We start from the raw sequence: 19,719 nt of genomic DNA on the forward strand, positions 1-19,719 counted from the left end.
GAATTGGCCACTGCCGAGTTCGCGACGCTGCGTCTTCGTCTCTTGAAAATAGCAGCCCGGGTCGTCGAGACCGCGAGCCGCATTCGCCTTGCGTTTGCCGCGGCATGTCCCGAAGCCGATTTGATCCGCTGCTTGCCAGGCGCGCTCCTGTCGCTCGGTCCTTGACCGGCGGGGCGTGCGCCCCTGTTCGCCCAACCCATCCCTCAAGCGCGTTGCAAAGTACGGGTCGTCAGGCGGTGAAAAGCCGAAGGCAATCCTGTGCTCCTCGTCAGAGGAGATGTGCGGCCCGCATCAATCCGACCCAAAACCGCACTCTCACGAATAGGACGGGTTAGTAGCTCGTCACAGTAACTTTGACTCTTTGGATATGCCTGGATAAGCGCTCCCCAGTTTGGTGCGAGCTTTGTCCGCTGTAAACATCCAGTTGATACGGGCGCGAATTTTGTTTCGCTGCCGCTCCCATGCTGCGATCTCGCTTCTAAGGCGTTTTGGATCGACGATCCGCCGGCCGAGACACTGCCCTTGGAGCGCGCCGATCTAGATCTCGACCATATTGAGCCAACTGGCGTGTTTCGGGGTGTAGTAGAAACTCGATGCGGCGGGCCTCGGCGGGGCAAAGGCTTGTTAAAGGGCGCCGGGGGCATGGATCGACAGATTGTCTTGCACGACACGGATGCAGGCGGCCTTGGGGTCATGGACATCGACGAGTTCGCGCATGCCGTGAGCACAATCCACGGCGGTGCGCCGTTCGGTGACTTTGACCTTGCGCCAAACTCGATGCGGATCGAAGGCGACGAAGAGATTGATCGTGCCGTTGCGGCGGTACCCGTAATCGTAACGCTCGCGCTTTGCCGGCTCGGGTGGAATCGGCTGGCGCACTTCGCCGATGAGCTGAACGGGGGTTTCGTCGAAGCAGACCAGCGGCCGCTCGAGATCAGGCGCTTCAGCGTAGAGATCGAGCACATCTTCCATGCGGGCGACGGATTCGTCATCGACATGGGGAATGCACCACATGTCCCTACCCCACGGCTTGAGGACATTATCGGCCAGCCGGCGGCGCACGGTCTCGCCTGACAGGCCGTCATATCGGTGAGCTTGACCATCACGTCGGCCAGCAGCGCCAGCGTCCAGCGCCTTCGGCCGGCGGCGGCTTGGCGCATGCGGTCGCCACCAGCAGGGCTTCCTCCTTGCCGGTCAGCTTGCGCTCCGCACCGGGACGCGGCTCCTCACTCAAGGCCGGATCGAGATTGCCTTCCACGAAGCGGCGTTTTGGTCCGAATAGACGGTGGAGGCGCTTATTCTGGCGGTCCGGGCAATCTCCTCGTCGGGGCTGCCGATGTCGGCCGCCAGCAAAATCTGAGCCTGCTTGAGTTTGCGAGCGGCATACCTGCCGCCGCTCAGCATCGCCGTCAGTTCCTCTCGCTCGGCTTGGCTCAATTCGATCCGGTAACGTACATTTATCGTTCGCCTCCCTATTGGGGGCTCCGGACTCGATCCATGAGTCAAAAATCAGACGCACGCCCTACCAAGAAGCAGGGCCATGATCTGGCTTTCATCTATACCTACTCGCACGTGCTCGGACGGCCATGCATCGCGTTTCGGCATTGCGAAGCCGCGGTGTGCACGTGGCAGCGGTTTCACGCGAGCTCCAGGAACGCCTCGTCCCATGGCGGAGGGACTCGCCGATCCCACAAACCGCGTCTTGGCCTTGCGGAGCGTCGGGGCAGCCGTAGCGGAGCTTCCCCGCGAGCTCCAGCGGCGTCAGGCTGTCCTCGCCGAGAGTCTTCCTCAGCCTGCGGATCGGCCTCGAGCCTTGGCAGCATTGGGGTCGCAGGAGGTACGGGACGATTTGCAGGTCTGCCTCAACGGCCTCCGCTAAACGGCGCGACTGCTTCCAGTCAAGCCTCTGCCTCCAAAATCGGGTCGATCTTAGTCGGCCAGCACTCCAAACATAAAATGGCCTGCGTCTCACCTGACAAGCACGCCGCGAAAACCCTTGCCAATTGCGGCATGTCATGCCGATCAGCCGTATGTGTGAGTGACCTCCGAAAATCGCACTGGTCCCTGCTCATTCAAACCGGCTATTGGACGCTGAGCATGTTGTTCCTGAAAGGCATAACCTCATCAGCTGATCCCATATCGAAATTGTATTGGCTTCTGGTCGACCGTGAGTACATGGAGAAGTGGATGCTACTCCGTTGAGTGGCTGCCTGCTCTTCTCCTAGGAAGTAGTTCCGACAAATACGATGTCCTGGAGACGTAGGCCCAGTGAAAACTACTGTTGTGGTTCGGTAAGTCGCCGTGATGGTGAATGGTGTGTCCTGCCGAGCGCTTCAACGCGGCTGAGCCAGGTGGCCCAGTCCCACAGCGGTCAAACTTAGCTAGCGACAAGGGCTGCAATGTCGTGCATCACACCACGTGGCCGTTCAATTCCGGTGGCGGCCCCGGTGCCGACGTGTGTGCGTACCGGGGATACCGCTTGGTTCTCGCAAATGATCGAAGAGGCGAATCTAGATGCCTGCGAGGCATCCGATCGAGCACCCGATTGCAAGGATTTCGACAATGATCCGCATGATCTGGCCGAAAGCGAAAGCGCCACGTCTTGTCCGTTGATTGCCGGTTCGATCATCAGTGCCATGCCTGGCCCTATACTGCGTCGGCGAACGCTCGAAGAGCTGTCACGATCGGTTGAACTCGTCGAGTTGACCAGGAGGATTACCGAGCACACTTTGGTCAGCCGAGATTATGCCGGCAATACCGAGGTGCACGTCATGCTGAACCGCGAATTATTCGGCAATGCGCTTGTGATCGTCAGTTTCCAGCTTGATACCCTAAGGGTTTGCATCGAGTCCGAGCGGCTTTGGCCTATCCTGCAGGTACATGGCGATGCATTTGCGCGCGACTTGTCCGATCGGCTTAAAATGCGCATCGTGATGGTCGTCTTCTCCTGCAGCTCATTGTTGGACGAACAAGGCAGCAACCGGCGATCTCGCGGACTTGAGACACTACTCTACTACACAGTTGAGAAGGGCGCATGATCGACCTACCCTGCTATGGCCGACGTGAGGCTACCGCCCTTTCGCGTCTTGCTAAACGTCTGCCAGTCCCCTTCAACATCGCTGGCATCGACGTGGAAGCTGTCATGCCAGGTTCGACACCTCCGCGCCTTCCAGCGGATTCCTGCCGGGCCGTGATGCGCCCACGCGGCCATAGGATTCGCGTCACAGTTGACTCGACGCTCCTTCCGGCGGTGGCTGTGCAACATTGGCCAGAAATTACCGCATTGCCTCCGGGTGACGGCCTGCGAGAAATCCTGCTCGACATTGTCTTCCGAGATCTCGCGATCCAGGTGGAACAATGGTGTAAGCATCGGCCGATCTGGTCTTCGGCCGAGAGCACTGAAGCGTTTCCGTACGCATTTGAGATTCTTCGCTTGGAGCGTCCGGGCGACATCCTCGGGCTGGTCGAATTCGATGGCGGTGGACTGCAATGGATCGCCGACTGCTGCTCTACGCTTCCCGTCGTGTGCGTCGCGCTCGATGATCTGCCCCTTTCTCTCGATCTGCTGGTCGCACGCATCAGCCTTATCTTGACGGATCTGCGTCAACTCGCTTCAGGTGATGTCGTCCTGCTGGATACCACCCCCGTCGGTCATGAAGGCGTCATGAGTGTTCTTCTATGCCTCTCTGGCGGTCCTTGCTTTCGCGCCTCGATCTTCAATGGCCGCCTTGCCATCCTTTCAGCTATGGACTGTATGATGGATAGACCGGATCCGCTCCCGCCGGAAACCTTCGACAGCATTGATCTTCCTGTTGATGTGGATGCTGGACGCCTGACCATGCCGCTCAGGCAGCTTCGCGAATTGGCTATCGGCCAAGTGCTGGATCTTGGTTTTGATGCCACTACCAATATCAGCTTGCGCGTCAATGGCCAGGTCGTCGCAACCGGTGAACTGGTGCGCATCGCCGAGCGAACAGGTGTGCGCGTGCTCGACTTGCGATTAGCACGAGCAGAACGATGACGGCGCTGCCTGATCCCGCGACGCTGATCGCCCTAATCGCCTGCGTCGCGATCGCCCCCTTCGTTGCGATTACCGTCACCTGTTACGTGAAGCTCGTCGTCGTCTTTGGGCTCATTCGTAATGCTCTCGGCGTTCAGAACATTCCGCCGAACATGGCGCTGAATGCGATCGCCATCCTGCTGTCGGTCTACATCATGCAGCCAGTGGCTAAAGGAGCGTATGAGGCAGTGCGCGACAAACCAATCGCATTCCAAGATATCCGCGAATTGGAGACGACGATAACGCTAGCTGCTGAGCCAGTTCGCAACTTTCTCCTGAAGAACACGTCGCAACAGGAACGGAAATTCTTCGTCAATGCGGCTCGGGGATTGTGGGACAAGGAGGACGCCGCCGCCATAACTGGCAGCGAATTTATGATTTTGATTCCGGCCTTCATCACATCCGAACTGGAGGACGCGTTCAAGATCGGCTTCTTATTGTTTCTGCCCTTTATCGTCATCGATCTCGTCGTTTCGAACATCCTTCTGGCAATGGGCATGATGATGGTTTCGCCAATGACCATATCCTTGCCATTCAAGCTGTTCTTGTTCGTTGCCGTGAACGGGTGGCAGCGCCTAATTCATGGCCTGATCTTCTCCTACGCGCGAGCAGCACCATGAATACCGCCACACTCACCAACATGGCCATTGGCGCGCTCAAACTGACACTTGTCCTGTCGATGCCCACAGTCCTCGTCGCTACGGGCGCCGGGCTGATCGTCAGTGTTGTGCAAGCTCTGACCCAAGTTCAGGAGCAGGCACTCTCTTTCGCCGTGAAGCTGATATGCGTGAGCCTGATACTGGTCGCCACCGCGAATTGGTTCGGTGAACTTAGCCGGTATACGGTGAACATCTTCGACCAAATCGCCGCGATGTAAGTCTGAGGCCCCAGGGACTTGCTAAATTTGCCTCTCTTCGCCGGGCGGCACGCAACAACAGCGACCGCCGCCGGCTGGCTGTCCAAGCGCTAGAGTAATCCATTCCATGTCACCACTTGATCCAGCTCACCTGCATACTTGCCTTGTTGTCCTTGCGCTTGCGATGGCACGTGTGACAGGGATGGTGCTGGTCATGCCCTTTCTGGGACGCGGTAACGTGACGGCGCCGGCGCGCAACGGCGTGATCATGGCATTGGCGCTCCCGGTAATGGGGTTTGCTTGGGCAACGAGGCCTGCGGATCTCGACATCACACGTCTGGCGCCGATCCTGGGCCTGGGGCTCAAGGAACTCTTGCTCGGGTGCCTGCTGGGCATGCCAGTTGCCGCGACTATGTGGGGTGTGGAAACCGCGGGCACGTTCATTGACCACCAGAGGGGGGCCACGATGGCAAGCCTCTTGAGCCCGGCAAGCGTCAATCCGCCCTCGCCGCTTGGGACCTTCCTAGCTCAGCTTTACGCTACATGGCTGTTCGTCAGCGGCGGCTTTTCCAAACTATTGGAAGCGCTCTATCGCTCCCATGACATCTGGCCGCTGTGGAGCTTTCATCCTGCATTCGGTCCGATCTTCGTCACCAGTGTGTTAGATCTTGCAGACCTCGTGATGCTGCTGACGTTGCTTCTCGCCGGTCCAGCCATCGTTGCGATGTTTCTTAGCGAATTGGGCCTGGCACTGATCAGCCAGTTCGCGCCGCAACTGGAGGTCTTCTTTCTCGCTATGTCGGTCAAGAGTGCAGTCGGCCTTCTGCTGCTGCTTCTCTCGCTCACGATCATTTTGGCCAATGCCGATAAGCATATGCCGTCGTCTGTTCTGATCCTCAATCGCATCGCCAGGTGACTGCCGTGACCAGTAGAAAGACCGAAAAGCCGACCCCCACGAGGCTGCGGGACTTGCGCAAGAAGGGACAGGTTCCGCACAGTAAGGAAGTCGTGTCGGCGGCGGTGACCCTTGGGTTCTTCGCGCTGTTCTTCGCCTCTTTGCCTGGCCTAGTCGACCGACTTAAGGCAACGATCCTGTTGCCCGTATCATTTCTTGAGGAGGACTTCCCAATTGTCAGCCGACAGCTACTCGAGTTTTATTTCGGTGAAATACAAAGTATGGTCGCACCTTTCCTCGGCGTCGTCCTGGTCATAGGCGTGGGCGCTAACCTGCAGAACGGGGCGATTTTCTCCCCCGAGGCTGTCACGCTGTCGCTGAAAAGGCTGAACCCCGGTGAGAACGTCAGAAGGATAGTCTCGCTGCAGAATCTCGTCGGTCTGGGTAAGGCGATCGCGAAGATGCTGATACTCGGCTTCGTCATAATGCTTGTGCTGCGCGAAGGTGTGCATGCGCTTGTGTGGACGCCGAGCTGTGGCATATCGTGCCTAAGTGCCGTGACGGGTAACCTGCTGCTCGGGATCGCAAGTTATGTGGGGGCGAGCTATCTTGTGGTGGCAATTGCTGACTTTGCGTTCCAGCGATGGCAGTTCACGAACAAGAATTTGATGTCGCTGGACGAAGTGAAACGAGAAGCCAAGGAAAATGAGGGCGACCCTCTGATCAAAGGCCGGCGCAGGCGCCTCCATTCGCAACTGTTAGCCAAGGACGCGATTGAGCAGTCGCGTAGAGCGACCGTGTTGATCACCAATCCCACACATATTGCAGTGGCGATTTACTACGATCGCCAGCGCTCCCCCCTACCCATGATCGATGCCATAGGTACCGATCTCTTGGCGCAGCAAATGATTGATGCCGCGGCCGCTGCGGGGGTGCCGGTGATGCGAAACATTCCGCTGGCGCGCGCGCTCCTGAAGGACGGCCTGGTGGATGAGTATATTCCATCGCACCTGATTGTACCTCTCGCGACGGTTCTGCGGGCGCTTGGAAAACTGGCGGCTGAGACCGGTTATCGGTCCTGACTTCAGGTTAATGGTTGACCGCAGTCTTCAACAGCCCGAAACATGCCGCCGGTGCGACGGATCTGCGGTTCTCGAGCAGCCATAGGCACGAGATATTGCTTCATAACGAACATCTATTTGTTCTCGAGATAGTGCGCGTCTATCTTCATGTACGTGGGAGAAGACATGGGCGCTGCCCAACGCGACGGTTCCATCGGCCTCGACGTCTTGTCGCCAAGATGCACGTCGACGCGAGTGGTCTCTCTTGGAGACCCGTTCGTCCCCTCCTTATCAGCTTAAGCCGGAATAATCGATGCTCGTCGCGGTCGCTTGGACATTTATTGGCCATAGCAGTAGCTGTGACGGTGACGGTACCGAGATGCTTGGGGAAGCCTGGCGTTGCGGGCTATCGCGCGACGAAACGAGTTCAGTTTGCCTAGCTAGACTGTATTCGACGAGGTGGACGCTGCGCGCAGAGATGTTTGTCGACTGGGTAGTTCAGCGAGCGAACGGCGATCGTTGAGAATAACGGCCTGCGCCTTTGTCGACGGCAGCCCGGATGATCATGGCTGTGGAGCAATAGGAAGAACTCATCCATTTTGCCGCTTTGTAGGAGGTGAATCATGAGGGGTATTGACGAACGCGGCAAGGCGCCAATGGTGGGATATGACACCAACGAAGCTGATGGTGCGGACGATTCTCCCGCTGGGCCGGCGATCAACCTCGAAGGAAGCGGCCCGTCCCGTTCTGTCGTGGAGCAGACACGCTCTAACCCTCAAGGATCGAATGCTGGTGCACTGCCTATCGAAGGGCACGGCCTTCATCTGACGCCGGACGTACTCGGTGTAATTGCTGAACGGCTCAGCCCGATCGATCTGTTGATGACGTCGCAGACAAGTCGCCAACTGCGTGATGCCGCCCAGCTGTCTGCGGAGCTTCACGAAACGCTCCAGAGAGCTATCCGGGTTCAGTCCGTCTGGGACAGGGTGACGATAAATTCCAGTGCGATCCGAACGCTCGCGCCCAACTTCAATTGCCTGACCAGAGGGCAGCAGGAGCACCTCGTCGCGCTCGCCGAAGGGCTTGACGACCCCGAGAAAGGCGTCTCCGTCATAGAGCACCTCGGGGAAGGCATAGGAGAGCTTGCGCCAACGCTCCAAGAACGCCTCGTTGCCCTCGCCGAGGGGCTTGACGACCCCGAGCATCGCGTCTCGGCCGTGTTGGGCCTCGGAGCGCACGTGGCAAGGCTTTCGCCCGCGCTCCAAACGCGCCTCTTCATCCTTGCCGAGGGACTTGACAACCCCGCGCATCGCGTCTCCGCCGTGTTGGGCCTCGGAGCGCACGTGGCAAGGCTTTCGTCCGCGCTCCAAACGCGCCTCTTCAGCCTTGTCGAGGGACTTGACGACCCCGAGCATCGCGTCTCCGCCGTGTTGGGCCTGGGAGCGCACGTGGCAAGGCTTTCGCCCGCGCTCCAAACGCGCCTCTTCAGCCTTGCCGAGGGACTAGACAACCCCGAGCATCGCGTCTCCGTCATCGAGGCCCTCGGGGAACGCATTGGAGACTTTGCGCCTACATTGCAAGAGCGCCTCGTTGTCCTCGCCGAGGGGCTTAACGACCCCGAGCATCGCGTGTCGGCCGTGTGGGCCATCGGAGCGGGCGCGGCAAGGCTTTCGCCCGCCATCCAAGAGCGCCTCGTCGTCCTCGCCGAGCAGCTTAACGACCCCGAGCATCGCGCTCAGGCTATGGAGGGTATCGGAGCGCATGTGGAAGAGTTTGCGCCCGCGCTCCAGGAGCGACTCGTCGTCCTCACCGAGGGACTTGACGACCCCGAGCATCGCGCCCAAGCCTTGGAGAGCCTCGCGGGCGTCGGAGAGCTGGCGCCCGCGCTCCAGGAACGTCTCATCACTCTCGCCGAAGGACTTCACGACTCGGAGCATAGGGCCTCTGCCGTGGAGGGCCTCGGAGTGCGCGTAGGATGGGTTGCACCCCCGCTGCAAGAGCGCCTCGTTACCCTCGCCGAGCAGCTTGAGCCCGAGCATCGTGTCTCGGCCGTGCGAAGCCTCGGAGTGGGTGTGGAAGGGCTCGCGCCCGCGCTCCAGGGGCGACTCGTCGTCCTCACCGAGGGACTTGACGACCCCGAGCATCGCGTCTCGGCCCTATGGGCTCTTGGAATGCATGTGGGAGGGCTTCCGCCCGCTCTCCAGCTGCGCCTCGTTGCCCTCGCTGAGCGGCTGGCTCAGCCCACGGATCGCGTCTCGGCGCTATGGGCCCTAACGGCAAGTGTAGGCCGGCTAGCCGTCCCGCTCCAGGAGCGCCTCGTCGGCCTTGCCGAGATGTTCAACAGCCCCGAGCGTCTCGTGGCCTTGCAAGGTCTCGGAGACCGCCTGGCGGAGTTTGCGCCCGAGCTCCAGAAGCGCCTCGTCGCCCTTACCGAGGCGCTGGACCACCCTGCGCAGCGTGTTTTGGCTTTGCAGAGCCTCGGGGGAAGCCTGGCACGGGTTGCGCCCGCAGTTCAGGAACGCCTTGTTGCCCTGGCGGAGGGATTTAACGATCCTGAGCATCGCGTCTCGGCCCTGCGACATCTCGGCACAGGCATGGGAGGACTCTCGCGCGACCTCCAGCGGCGCCTAGTTGCCCTTGCCGAAGGCCTTGCCCAGCCTAGCTATAAGGTTCAAGCCTTGACGGCACTGTGGCCGTAGGAGGCGAGACGATCCGATGCCTATTCCGCAAAGACGGGACCGTCGTTTCGCGGACAGAACACAGCTCCGGAACCAATCAGGCTGTGCGCGGCCTATCTTCTTGCTAGACAACGTCTAACGTCTAACGGGGGGTTGATCGCATCCGAGATCTGGTCGCGGTTCAGCCGATCATGCACTGCCCTACTGGCCTTGAAGACCGGAAAGCGCTTTTACTCATTTTGAACGTACTCGCCTGTTTTGTATTCCTCCGTTGGGGCTTACGATTACCCACATTTTTGAGTCAGAGTGTCGCTCCCGTTGCGATATCGATGAATCGCGATAATCCGCGCCACATGATCAGATTCCCTGGTGGCGGATCGTAGGCGCGGGCGAGATAGCCGCCGACCTGCTCAGCTTCATTGAAGAGACGATCGACGTGCTTTTCGCTGCGTGCCGCAAAACGATGCAGGCGTGCCAGCGCCAGTTCTTCCTCGAGTTTGACGACGCGCTCGGCGAGTTGATGGTTCTCCGCGTGCAGCGCAGCAATGCGCGCCAACAGCGCTTCGACACTCGGTTCGCCGGTTCGATTCATCGGAATCCTGAATCTGAACCGTACCGACGCGTCAACCGCTCAACTCGAGAGCTCAGCCGGCAACCTGATATTGCCGCACCGGATGGCGGACCATCGCATCGATATCGATGCCGTCGAGGATCCAGTGCAATTGCTCGGTCGTAAGCGTGACGACCGCCTCTTGGCGGCGCGGCCATCAGAACTTGTCCTCGGTCAGCCGCTTCAGGACCAGCACGAAGCCGGACCGATCGAAGAACAGCAGCTTTATCCGGTCGCAACGGCGATTGCAGAACGCAAAAACCACCGGCGCAAACGGATCGAGCGCCATCGTCTTCTGGACCAGAACCGCAAGGCTGTTGATGCCAGCCCGGAAGTCGATCGGCTCACGGTGCAGATAGACTTGCAGGTCACCGCCCAGTCTGAACATGGCTCAGTGCTCCGATGATCGCCGTCAATGCATCTACATCGCCGCATTCCAGCGCGAGCTTCACGCCATTCGGCAGGGACGCGCTCACTTTGGCCGGAGAGCAAAAGCTGCAGTCCTTTTGGATTCCGAATCACGCACTTCATCGCAAGTCGCCGGCAAATCCACCGTCGCCACGCTGCTCTGCCGCGACAGGGCCCGATCGGCAGTCCTCTCAAGCTGAACCGGGACGAACGCCGGGCGTGAGGACGGCGGCAGCGACCTGGTCGCGGTGTGCTTCTTGATCCACTTCCGAAGGAGGTTCGCGTTGACCCCATGTTCGAGTGCAAGCCTCGATACCGAAACCCCAGGCTCAAGGCAGGCCGTGACAAGACGCTCTTTCGATGCCGCCTCGTAGCGCCGGCGACCGTTCCGGCCAACAAGCCTGACCCGCAGTTTCTGATCATCGTCTGCCATCACAAGGTGTCCACCTAATTTGGTGGACACCTCATGCATCACAGCACTCAACCGCAAAAGGTGCGGGGAAATTCACGCTTACGATCGTAGTGTTCAACAGCCCGAAACATGCCGCCGGTGCGACGGATCTGCGGTTCTCGAGCAGCCATAGGCACGAGATATTGCTTCATAACGAACATCTATTTGTTCTCGAGATAGTGCGCGTCTATCTTCATGTACGTGGGAGAAGACATGGGCGCCGCCCAACGCGACGGTTCCATCGGCCTCGACGTCTTGTCGCCAAGATGCGCGTCGACGCGAGTGGTCTCTCTTGGAGACCCGTTCGTCCCCTCCTTATCAGCTTAAGCCGGAATAACCGATGCTCGTCGCGGTCGCTTGGACATTTATTGGCCATAGCAGTAGCTGTGACGGTGACGGTACCGAGATGCTTGGGGAAGCCTGGCGTTGCGGGCTATCGCGCGACGAAACGAGTTCAGTTTGCCTAGCTAGACTGTATTCGACGAGGTGGACGCTGCGCGCAGAGATGTTTGTCGACTGGGTACTTCAGCGACCGAACGGCGATCGTTGAGAATAACGGCCTGCGCCTTTGTCGACGGCAGCCCGGATGATGATGGCTGTGGAGCAATAGGAAGAACTCATCCATTTTGCCGCTTTGTAGGAGGTGAATCATGAGGGGTATTGACGAACGCGGCAAGGCGCCAATGGTGGGATATGACACCAACGAAGCTGATGGTGCGGACGATTCTCCCGCTGGGCCGGCGATCAACCTCGAAGGAAGCGGCCCGTCCCGTTCTGTCGTGGAGCAGACACGCTCTAACCCTCAAGGATCGAATGCTGGTGCACTGCCTATCGAAGGGCACGGCCTTCATCTGACGCCGGACGTACTCGGTGTAATTGCTGAACGGCTCAGCCCGATCGATCTGTTGATGACGTCGCAGACAAGTCGCCAACTGCGTGATGCCGCCCAGCTGTCTGCGGAGCTTCACGAAACGCTCCAGAGAGCTATCCGGGTTCAGTCCGTCTGGGACAGGGTGACGATAAATTCCGGTGCGATCCGAACGCTCGCGCCCAACTTCAATTGCCTGACCAGAGGGCAGCAGGAGCACCTCGTCGCGCTCGCCGAAGGGCTTGACGACCCCGAGCAACGCGTCTGCGTCATAGAGGACCTCGGGGAACGCATAGGAGAGCTTGCGCCAACGCTCCAAGGACGCCTCGTTGCGCTCGCCGAGGGGCTTAACGCTCCCGAGCATCGCGTCTCGGCCGTGTTGGGCCTCGGAGCGCACGTGGCAAGGCTTTCGCCCGCGCTCCAAACGCGCCTCTTCATCCTTGCCGAGGGACTTGACGACCCCGAGCATCGCGTCTCCGTCATCGCGGCCCTCGGAGCGCGCGCAGGACAGCTTACGCACGCGCAGCAGGAGCGCCTTGTTATCCTCGCCGAAGGGCTTGACGACCCCGAGCATCGCGTCTCCGTCATCGAGGCCCTCGGGGAACGCATTGGAGATTTTGCGCCTACGTTGCAAGAGCGCCTCGTTGTCCTCGCCGAGGGGCTTAACGACCCCGAGCATCGCGTGTCGGCCGTGTGGGACATCGGAGCGGGCGCGGCAAGGCTTTCGCCCGCCATCCAAGAGCGCCTCTTCGTCCTCGCCGAGCAGCTTAACGACCCCGAGCATCGCGCTCAGGCTGTGGAGGGTATCGGTGCGCATGTGGGAGAGTTTGCGCCCGCGCTCCAGGAGCGACTCGTCGTCCTCACCGAGGGACTTGACGACCCCGAGCATCGCGCCAAAGCCTTGGAGAGCCTCGCGGGCGTCGGAGAGCTGGCGCCCGCCCTCCAGGAACGTCTCATCACTCTCGCCGAAGGACTTCACGACTCCGCGCATAGGGGCTGTGCCGTGGAGGGCCTCGGAGTGGGCGTGACAGACTTGGCGCCCGGACTCCAAAGGCGCCTCATCGCCCTCGCCGTAGGGCTAAACGAGTCCAGGCATCGTGCTCAAGCCTTGGAGAGCCTTGGAGTGTGCGTAGGATGGGTTGCACCCCCGCTGCAAGAGCGCCTCGTTACCCTCGCCGAGCAGCTTGAGCCCGAGCATCGTGTCTCGGCCCTGCAAAGCCTCGGAGTGGGTGTGGAAAGGCTCGCGCCCGCGCTCCAGGGGCGCCTGCTCACCCTCGCGGAGGGGCTTAACGAGCCCGAGCATCGCGTCTCGGCCCTATGGGCTCTTGGAATACATGTGGGAGGGGTTCAGCCCGCCCTCCAGCCGCGCCTCGTTGCCCTCGCTGAGCGGCTGGCTCAGCCCACGGATCGCGTCTCGGCACTATGGGCCCTAACGGCGCGTGTAGGCCGGCTAGCCGTCCCGCTCCAGGAGCGCCTCGTCGGCCTTGCCGAGATGTTCAACAGCCCCGAGCGTCTCGTGGCCTTGCAAGGTCTCGGAAGCCGCCTGGCGGAGTTTGCGCCCGAGCTCCAGAAGCGCCTCGTCGTCCTTTCCGAGGCGCTGGACGACCCTGCGGATCGTGTTTCGGCTTTGCAGAGCCTCGGGGGAAGCCTGGCACGGGTTGCGCCCGCAGTTCAGGAACGCCTTGTTGCCCTGGCGGAGGGATTTAACGATCCTGAGCATCGCGTCTCGGCCCTGCGACATCTCGGCACAGGCATGGGAGGACTCTCGCGCGACCTCCAGCGGCGCCTAGTTGCCCTTGCCGAAGGCCTTGCCCAGCCTAGCTATAAGGCTCAAGCCTTGACGGCACTGTGGCCGTAGGAGGCGAGACGATCCGATGCGTATTCCGCAAAGACGGGATCGTCGTTTCGCGGACAGAACACAGCTCCGGAACCAATCAGGCTGTGCGCGGCCTATCTTCTTGCTAGACAACGTCTAACGTCTAACGGGGAGTTGATCGCATGCCGGCGTCTACCGTAGAACGCCATGAAGCGCGACACTATCACGAACCGCCGCTTGCAGCATCAACTGCAGGCTGCTTAAACAACCCAGATGAGCCAGAGACTCGCTTCGCGAAAAGCCTGATCAGTCTCAAATTATCTGACGACGTGCAAGCCCAGACCTCGCTCGACGTCCTGACGAAGCCCCGGCAGTGCCATATGCTCCATCTTGATCACCAGCAGGTCTCCGGTCCGGGGCACCCTCGCCACGCAGGTGGGCATGCAGCGCCGCCACGCATTCATCTACCTGATTTTTTTTATGCGACACCTTGCCCGAGGTGATCGTGAGATCGGCGGTTTGATAGACCGGCTCGCGGTCCCTGATCCATTGCGTGACGGTCGCTTCGGTGTCGGAGGTCTGCATCAGCCGGCGGCCGGAGCGGCCCTTGTTGCGCTGCATTATGACGTCGGCGTCGACCTTGAGCCAGATCGAGACTGCCTTGTCATGGATCAGGCTACGGGTCGGATCATGGATCAACGAATCGGAACCGGTTGCGAGCACAGACCCTTGCTTGAGCGCATGCGCGATTACCTTAGCCTCAAGGTCCTTAAAATACTGCTCGCCATAGGTCTGGCAGAGTTGCTTTATCGACGTGCCGGCTTCTGTCCTGATCGCGGCATCGGAATCGATGAAGTTCAGCCGCAGCCGTTTCGCAAGAAGCCGGCCGATAGTGGATTTGCCGGCACCGGGCATGCCGACGAGCACGATCGGCCGATCGCCGAGGGCTGTCCTAATCTCTCCGATTTCGCGCCTTCCTGGCTCGGCAACTCGCGCCGTAAAGGCCGCACCGGCCTGCTTTCTACGAGCCGATTCGACTCCCCAATGGGGGATGTTCCTGGCACCAGGGGGAATCGCCACCTTCTTGCACACCTCTCGCGCACGCCGAGCCAGTTCTTCAGCCTCAGATTGCTCCAGAGCGTCTCCGCTCGCTTGCTGCTGAAGCTTCTGCAGCTCCTTGTAGGTATCGTGATTGGCAATCTTGGCCTGGTAGCTGTCTGGCGTATGGAACTCCACCTCGAAATGATAGTCGCCCTGGGTCGCGAGCACAGTTTTGATGCCGATAACGGTTGGATCGCGCATTTTGAACCAGTTGGTTGTGCTCACCTCGGTGTAGCCTTGCTCGTCGAAGGCCAGAATGGCCTTCTTGAAGGCGCGTGCAAAATCCTGGTCAGGGACTTCGAAGACGTGGCGAACAGCGCTGCTGATCAGCTGGGGGGCGTCGTCAGACGTGACGCTCATCCCGGTGAGTTGGGACGTCATGGAGGCTTCCGATCTCAAGCGGCGATCGAGATGGGGCATATGCACCTGGATACCCGCGTGCGTGAGCGTCTCGGCAACGCCGAATGCCGTTGAAGTGATGTCTGTCTCTTCGACTTCCGCGCGGGCAGCCTCCACTTGAGCACGCTCCGCGGCCTCCTCGCGGGTCAGCGTGACCGTCATGGCGGCATCCTCAGCCGTAAGCAGTCGGCCAGAGGGTTCGGGCAGAATGTGCTTCTCCGCAGCAAGCTTGATTGACGCCTCCATGACTGACGCCGTCAGCGTGGAATTATCCTTCAGATCCTCCAAGGTAGCATCGACGTCGAACCGGCCCTGGGTGAGCGTCGCCGCCAGGCTCTTGCTGAAGGGGACGGAGGTCAGGCCCGGCGTCCGGTGCAGCAGCCGTTGCAGCTCTCGGCTTTTCTTCAGGAAGAGGCGGACCCCGGTATCGGATTTATACCCGTCGGTCCCGACCTTCATGCCAAGACTCAGGAGATTGTTTGCGCTTTGGACGAGATCGTCCAGATCGTAACCATCCGGTCGGGGCTCGATGCGCGCAGGGTAGTGGTCCAGCAAGACTTGGATGCGGTCACGGGGCTGAGGCGCGACCGAATAGGCCTTTGCCAGTTCCGGGAAAAGCTCAGACAGCGCTGAACTCACCGTCAGCTTTGCCTCGCTCACGCGTCCGACTGTTTCAGGCGGGACCTGCTCATCCGCCGTCGCTGCCCATGCCTTAAGATCGGCGACAAGCAACTCGGCCGTTTCGCGGGCGACCGGATGGTCTGCGAGTTCGATCTCGCGCCTCGCCCGCTCGAGCTTGTCTTGGATATTCTGGCCGCTCACCCGTTCCTTGCTGAACAGGGCACGGATGTCGTGCCTGAGCTCGTGATGAGTGCCCTCATAGGTGCCAAAGATGGCACGCTCGGCGAACCAGCATCGTGCTTCATGGGACTGCGCCAGAAAGCTTCGCTGCAGGCAGCTATAGATCTCCAAAACATTCGTCGTCGCCGCGAGGATCTGGCTGGCACGACTGAACTGATAATTGCCATCCTCAATCGCCGGAGTGTGCGACTTGGGTGGCTTGAGTGAGCGAACACCGCGAACTTGCTGCTTCTCATCGAACTGGCGAACATGCTCATAAAGCTGCGGCCGGTCGCCAATGATAACGACGGGATCCCCGTCGAAGTCGCCGTCGAGCTTTTTCTGCTCGTTAGTCGGGACGGCAACCAACGACCCCGGAGCGAACACCTCGGTCGCCTGCAGGATGCCGACGCAGTCGACCGGCGTGTCTACCTTGGCGCGGTCCTTGCGCTCGATCCAGCTCGAATGGCACTTGACGTCCTCGGCCGACATCACCAGCCCACGATCGGCGTAGTTGGCCGGCCACATCTCATCCGGCACCACGATCAGAATGCCTTTGGCAAAGAAGCTTGGATCGTCGTCCGCCAGCACCTCCCGCGACTTCTGGGCGACACTGAAACTGTATTGCATGGCCACGCATCTATCGAGGAATGCCGCAGTCTGATCTCCATCAGCTGCCGACCTGACTCGTTCGGCGGCGAGTGGGCGCAGATTGGGCTTGTCGTAGGGCGCGCGCCCGATCAGCACGCCTCCCGTTTCGCTCAATGTCTCGCTTTTGAGCTTTGGCACATGGAGGTCGTCATCACTGGACGGGACGGCAATAGCAGCGGGACCATCGATGTGACCTGCCGTCACTGTGCGAAACAGCTCTTCGGATGTCAGCTCTTGTTTTTGCTGTTGCTTGCTTTCAAGCCAGCGCCTAGCCTTCTCGCGCGCCTCATCGGCCACCTGCTCACTGCGCGGATAATGTTGGAGCGCCGAGGCCGGCACGGACGATCTCCGTCCCTCAGCAAAGGCAAGCATCCGATCGGGACCTTCCCGGTCCCCGGCCCGCCGAACAGCTGGCATCAACTCGGCCAGCGAGGCCTTGATGAAGCCACAGCCGTCGTGGGGTTGCAGGGAGATCGGGCCTTCGGGTCCCGTCAGTTTGAAGGGATGCGCCTCGTTGGTAGGGCGGTCCGGCGTCAGCAGCAGCCTGAAGGCGCCCTCTAGCGCGTAGTCGTGAGAATCGAGACCTTGGATCGCGGGCGGCGCCGCAAAGGCCCTGCGCTGGGTATACCAATAGGCTTCTTTAAACGGCGCCCAACCGCGCGATAGTTTCTCGAACGCCGTTCCCCGAGCGGTTTCGGCATAGGGAATGGCAAGCAACTTGCCTCCGGAAGGCGCTGCTGGCTGCGCGCCGGGTGGCCGCGCGGCGATCTGCGACACAGTCGGCCTTGGTGGTTTCAACTTGCTGCCGCCGAACAGGTCCATGCGGTATGGCACACCATCGACGGTGAGCGTCCGCGCCAGCATGAAGGTGCTCAGCTTTCCCGGCAGTTGCACCGCGACCACCGGTAATGCCCCGGAGGTCAGGCGATGGAAAATCGAATAGCGTGTCTCAGGCTTCGTCCCCACTCGCCGCCCCTGCCGGTCCACCACCGGCAGCTGCATCAGTCCCGCATTACCCTGCGGCGGTCTGGGCTCAGGCTCCGTCGCCACTGGCCGCCCCTGCAGGTCCACCACCCGCAGCTGCATCAGTCCCGCATTACCCTGCGGCGGTCTGGGCTCATGATCCATCGCCCGCAGCACCTTATGCATGTCGAAGACGGATGCCGGATGTTGCGCCTGGATCCTCGCCGCGTCCTGCGCCATAAACGAGTCCAGCGCGTCGACCGGATTGTCCGACTCGATCTGCGCAATCAGGTTCCAGCTCATGTTGGAAAGATCGCTTTCGATGAGGTCGCGCGTGCTGTACAGGATCTCCTTGGTCTTGCGCTGCAGCTCGTCCCGCCGTGCGAGCAAATCGGGCTTGCTGCCCTCGACATACGGCCGTTTGAACAACGTCTCCACGACCGCACGGGCTTTCAGCACTTGATAGATCGACAACGCCGGGGAGCGGCTCGCGAACGGCCCACGAATCCGCTCGGCCTCGCTTGCGCTAAGATACGCCTCGATCTTGTGCTCCACGATCGGTTGGATGCCGTTCAGCAGGTTCAGAGCCTGCCTGCGGTGCGAGCGCAGGTGCGGGCTGCGCGCCAGCGGCAGCAGGGCGGCGCAAAGATTGCCCATGGTTTCGAGGTTATTCTCCGCGGCAAAATCAGGGGCACGATGCAATTCCGTAAGGCGTTCTAGCCCTGTTGGTGCGAGCGAACCGAGGTCCTCAAACAGCCCGACCTTCGCCAGCGCCTTGAAAATGATGGCGATGCTCAGAACACTGGCCTGCTCCAGCCGAGCATCGGCATAGTGCAGGTAATGAGCCAGCTGATGTAAGCTATTCTTCAGGAGTGCTGTCTCCGCAACGTCTCCACCTTCCTCGCCGCTTTTGACACTGCGTCCCAGAGCATTGGCGATCGTGGCGAACTCAACCGTCGAGAACGAACCAAAGCGTCGGCCCGGTCCGCCGAGGCCGCGCGCGATGTCCATTACTGCCTGGTGGCATGCCGCGTCTTCTGGCCATCTGCTGAAACCGTTCACCAGGGTCGCCAATTCCTGGGGCTTAAAATTGGGGAGCTGGGAAGGCACCTCACCGGCGATCGCGACGGCAGCCTCGCGACAGCCCGCCACGTCCGGCCATTTGCTGAAACTATTGATCAGGTTCGCCAGCGCCTGCGGCTTAAAACGGGAGAGCCGGGAAGGCACCTCACCGGCGATGGCGACGGCAGCCTCGCAACAGCCCGCCGCGTCCGGCCATTTGCTGAAACCGTTCACCAGGTTCGCCAGCGCCTGCGGGTCAAAACCGGAGAGCCGGGAAGGCACCTCACCGGCGATGGCGACGGCAGCCTCGCAACAGCCCGCCGCGTCCGGCCATTTGCTGAAACCGTTGACCAGGCTCGCCAGCGCCAGCGGGTCAAAACCGGAGAGCCGGGAAGGCACCTGACCGGCGATCGCGACGGCAGCCTCGCGACAGCCCGCCGCGTCCGGCCATTTGCTGAAACCGTTGACCAGGCTCGCCAGTTGCTGCGGGTCAAAACCGGAGAGCCGGGAAGGCACCTGACCGGCGATCGCGACGGCCGCCTCGCAACAGCGCTCCGCGTCCGGCCATTTGCTGAAACCGTTGACCAGGTTCGCCAGCGCCTGCGGGTCAAAACCGGAGAGCCGGGAAGGCACCTCACCGGCGATCGCGACGGCAGCCTCGCGACAGCGCTCCGCGTCCGGCCATTTGCTGAAACCGTTGACCAGGTTCGCCAGTTGCTGCGGGTTAAAACCGGAGAGCCGGGAAGGCACCTCACCGGCGATCGCGACGGCAGCCTCGCGACAGGCCGCCACGTCCGGCCATTTGCTGAAACCGTTCACCAGGTTCGCCCGCGCCTGCGGGTCAAAACCGGAGAGCCGGGAAGGCACCTCACCGGCGATGGCGACGGCAGCCTCGCAACAGCGCTCCGCGTCCGGCCATTTGCTGAAACCGTTGACCAGGTTCGCCAGCGCCTGCGGGTCAAAACCGGAGAGCCGGGAAGGCACCTCACCGGCGATGGCG

General features: G+C 60.8%; 14 protein-coding genes and 3 pseudogenes. 8 read left to right on the forward strand and 9 right to left on the reverse strand.

Annotated features, from left to right (window positions below; all coding sequences use genetic code 11):
* On the forward strand, positions 1 to 165 hold a 165-nt coding region (locus ABIB78_RS37665), incomplete at its 5' end, for a transposase (protein ID WP_429034131.1).
* A gap of 177 nt (positions 166 to 342) precedes the next feature.
* Here the strand turns inward: ABIB78_RS37665 and ABIB78_RS37670 are convergent.
* Positions 343 to 1,461: pseudogene (locus tag ABIB78_RS37670) on the reverse strand (IS630 family transposase).
* A 1,031-nt stretch (positions 1,462 to 2,492) separates the two neighbouring features.
* Here ABIB78_RS37670 and ABIB78_RS37675 point away from each other — a divergent pair.
* The 6 genes from ABIB78_RS37675 (at position 2,493) to ABIB78_RS37700 (ending at position 6,893) form a co-directional block, all read left to right on the forward strand.
* Positions 2,493 to 3,038, forward strand: a complete 546-nt coding sequence (locus ABIB78_RS37675) for a hypothetical protein (RefSeq protein ID WP_429034119.1) — start codon at positions 2,493 to 2,495, stop codon at positions 3,036 to 3,038.
* Positions 3,035 to 4,021 (forward strand): FliM/FliN family flagellar motor switch protein, encoded by a 987-nt coding sequence (locus tag ABIB78_RS37680; protein ID WP_429034120.1) that lies wholly within the window; start codon positions 3,035 to 3,037, stop codon positions 4,019 to 4,021. Before ABIB78_RS37675 ends, ABIB78_RS37680 begins: the two co-directional genes overlap by 4 nt.
* The gene (sctR, locus tag ABIB78_RS37685; protein WP_429034121.1) at positions 4,018 to 4,680 is read left to right on the forward strand and encodes a type III secretion system export apparatus subunit SctR; all 663 of its coding nucleotides are present in this window, start codon (positions 4,018 to 4,020) and stop codon (positions 4,678 to 4,680) included. The genes ABIB78_RS37680 and sctR overlap by 4 nt, the downstream gene beginning before the upstream one ends.
* Positions 4,677 to 4,937, forward strand: coding sequence for a type III secretion system export apparatus subunit SctS (gene sctS / locus ABIB78_RS37690; RefSeq protein ID WP_429034122.1), 261 nt, complete (start codon positions 4,677 to 4,679; stop codon positions 4,935 to 4,937). Before sctR ends, sctS begins: the two co-directional genes overlap by 4 nt.
* Before the next feature lie 106 nt (positions 4,938 to 5,043).
* Entirely contained in the window at positions 5,044 to 5,832 is a 789-nt protein-coding gene (sctT, locus tag ABIB78_RS37695) for a type III secretion system export apparatus subunit SctT (protein WP_429034123.1), read from the forward strand.
* 5 nt (positions 5,833 to 5,837) lie between these two features.
* Positions 5,838 to 6,893, forward strand: coding sequence for an EscU/YscU/HrcU family type III secretion system export apparatus switch protein (locus tag ABIB78_RS37700; protein ID WP_429034124.1), 1,056 nt, complete (start codon positions 5,838 to 5,840; stop codon positions 6,891 to 6,893).
* Between the two features lie 569 nt (positions 6,894 to 7,462).
* On the opposite strand, the gene ABIB78_RS37705 is transcribed toward ABIB78_RS37700, so the two are convergent.
* The 4 genes and pseudogenes from ABIB78_RS37705 to ABIB78_RS37720 form a co-directional block, all read right to left on the reverse strand.
* On the reverse strand, positions 7,463 to 8,287 hold the full coding sequence (locus tag ABIB78_RS37705; protein ID WP_429034125.1) for a hypothetical protein: 825 nt from the start codon (positions 8,285 to 8,287) through the stop codon (positions 7,463 to 7,465).
* 87 nt (positions 8,288 to 8,374) lie between these two features.
* Complete coding sequence (locus ABIB78_RS37710) at positions 8,375 to 9,016, reverse strand: hypothetical protein (protein ID WP_429034126.1); 642 nt, start codon at positions 9,014 to 9,016, stop codon at positions 8,375 to 8,377.
* A gap of 147 nt (positions 9,017 to 9,163) precedes the next feature.
* The gene (locus ABIB78_RS37715; protein WP_429034127.1) at positions 9,164 to 9,433 is read right to left on the reverse strand and encodes a hypothetical protein; all 270 of its coding nucleotides are present in this window, start codon (positions 9,431 to 9,433) and stop codon (positions 9,164 to 9,166) included.
* Positions 9,434 to 9,953: 520 nt separating this feature from the next.
* Positions 9,954 to 10,142 (reverse strand): annotated as a pseudogene (locus ABIB78_RS37720) (IS66 family transposase); the annotation flags it as partial.
* Here ABIB78_RS37720 and ABIB78_RS37725 point away from each other — a divergent pair.
* The gene (locus ABIB78_RS37725; protein ID WP_429034132.1) at positions 10,096 to 10,566 is read left to right on the forward strand and encodes a hypothetical protein; all 471 of its coding nucleotides are present in this window, start codon (positions 10,096 to 10,098) and stop codon (positions 10,564 to 10,566) included. The pseudogene ABIB78_RS37720 and the gene ABIB78_RS37725 overlap by 47 nt on opposite strands.
* On the opposite strand, the pseudogene tnpA reads toward ABIB78_RS37725, so the two are convergent.
* From tnpA to ABIB78_RS37745, 4 genes and pseudogenes are all read right to left on the reverse strand, one after another.
* Positions 10,529 to 11,001: pseudogene (gene tnpA, locus ABIB78_RS37730) on the reverse strand (IS66-like element accessory protein TnpA). The gene ABIB78_RS37725 and the pseudogene tnpA overlap by 38 nt on opposite strands.
* A 635-nt stretch (positions 11,002 to 11,636) precedes the next feature.
* The gene (locus tag ABIB78_RS37735; protein ID WP_429034128.1) at positions 11,637 to 12,866 is read right to left on the reverse strand and encodes a hypothetical protein; all 1,230 of its coding nucleotides are present in this window, start codon (positions 12,864 to 12,866) and stop codon (positions 11,637 to 11,639) included.
* 471 nt (positions 12,867 to 13,337) lie between these two features.
* Complete coding sequence (locus ABIB78_RS37740) at positions 13,338 to 13,607, reverse strand: hypothetical protein (protein ID WP_429034129.1); 270 nt, start codon at positions 13,605 to 13,607, stop codon at positions 13,338 to 13,340.
* A gap of 408 nt (positions 13,608 to 14,015) precedes the next feature.
* The gene (locus ABIB78_RS37745; protein WP_429034130.1) at positions 14,016 to 19,703 is read right to left on the reverse strand and encodes a shikimate kinase; all 5,688 of its coding nucleotides are present in this window, start codon (positions 19,701 to 19,703) and stop codon (positions 14,016 to 14,018) included.
* Between the last annotated feature and the right edge of the window lie 16 nt (positions 19,704 to 19,719).

This window comes from Bradyrhizobium sp. I1.14.4, from assembly GCF_050435825.1.
In the GTDB taxonomy this organism is placed as follows: domain Bacteria; phylum Pseudomonadota; class Alphaproteobacteria; order Rhizobiales; family Xanthobacteraceae; genus Bradyrhizobium.

Excerpts from the sequence above, each read along its gene's own strand:
- ABIB78_RS37675 (WP_429034119.1), top strand. The coding sequence starts at position 2,493 with ATGATCGAAGAGGCGAATCTAGATGCCTGCGAGGCATCCGATCGAGCA.
- ABIB78_RS37680 (WP_429034120.1), top strand. The coding sequence starts at position 3,035 with ATGATCGACCTACCCTGCTATGGCCGACGTGAGGCTACCGCCCTTTCG.
- sctR (WP_429034121.1), top strand. The coding sequence starts at position 4,018 with ATGACGGCGCTGCCTGATCCCGCGACGCTGATCGCCCTAATCGCCTGC.
- sctS (WP_429034122.1), top strand. The coding sequence starts at position 4,677 with ATGAATACCGCCACACTCACCAACATGGCCATTGGCGCGCTCAAACTG.
- sctT (WP_429034123.1), top strand. The coding sequence starts at position 5,044 with ATGTCACCACTTGATCCAGCTCACCTGCATACTTGCCTTGTTGTCCTT.
- ABIB78_RS37705 (WP_429034125.1), bottom strand. The coding sequence starts at position 8,287 with ATGCTCGGGGTCGTCAAGTCCCTCGACAAGGCTGAAGAGGCGCGTTTG.
- ABIB78_RS37710 (WP_429034126.1), bottom strand. The coding sequence starts at position 9,016 with ATGCTCGGGGTCGTCAAGTCCCTCGGTGAGGACGACGAGTCGCCCCTG.
- ABIB78_RS37715 (WP_429034127.1), bottom strand. The coding sequence starts at position 9,433 with ATGCTCAGGATCGTTAAATCCCTCCGCCAGGGCAACAAGGCGTTCCTG.
- ABIB78_RS37725 (WP_429034132.1), top strand. The coding sequence starts at position 10,096 with ATGCGCGCCAACAGCGCTTCGACACTCGGTTCGCCGGTTCGATTCATC.
- ABIB78_RS37740 (WP_429034129.1), bottom strand. The coding sequence starts at position 13,607 with ATGCTCAGGATCGTTAAATCCCTCCGCCAGGGCAACAAGGCGTTCCTG.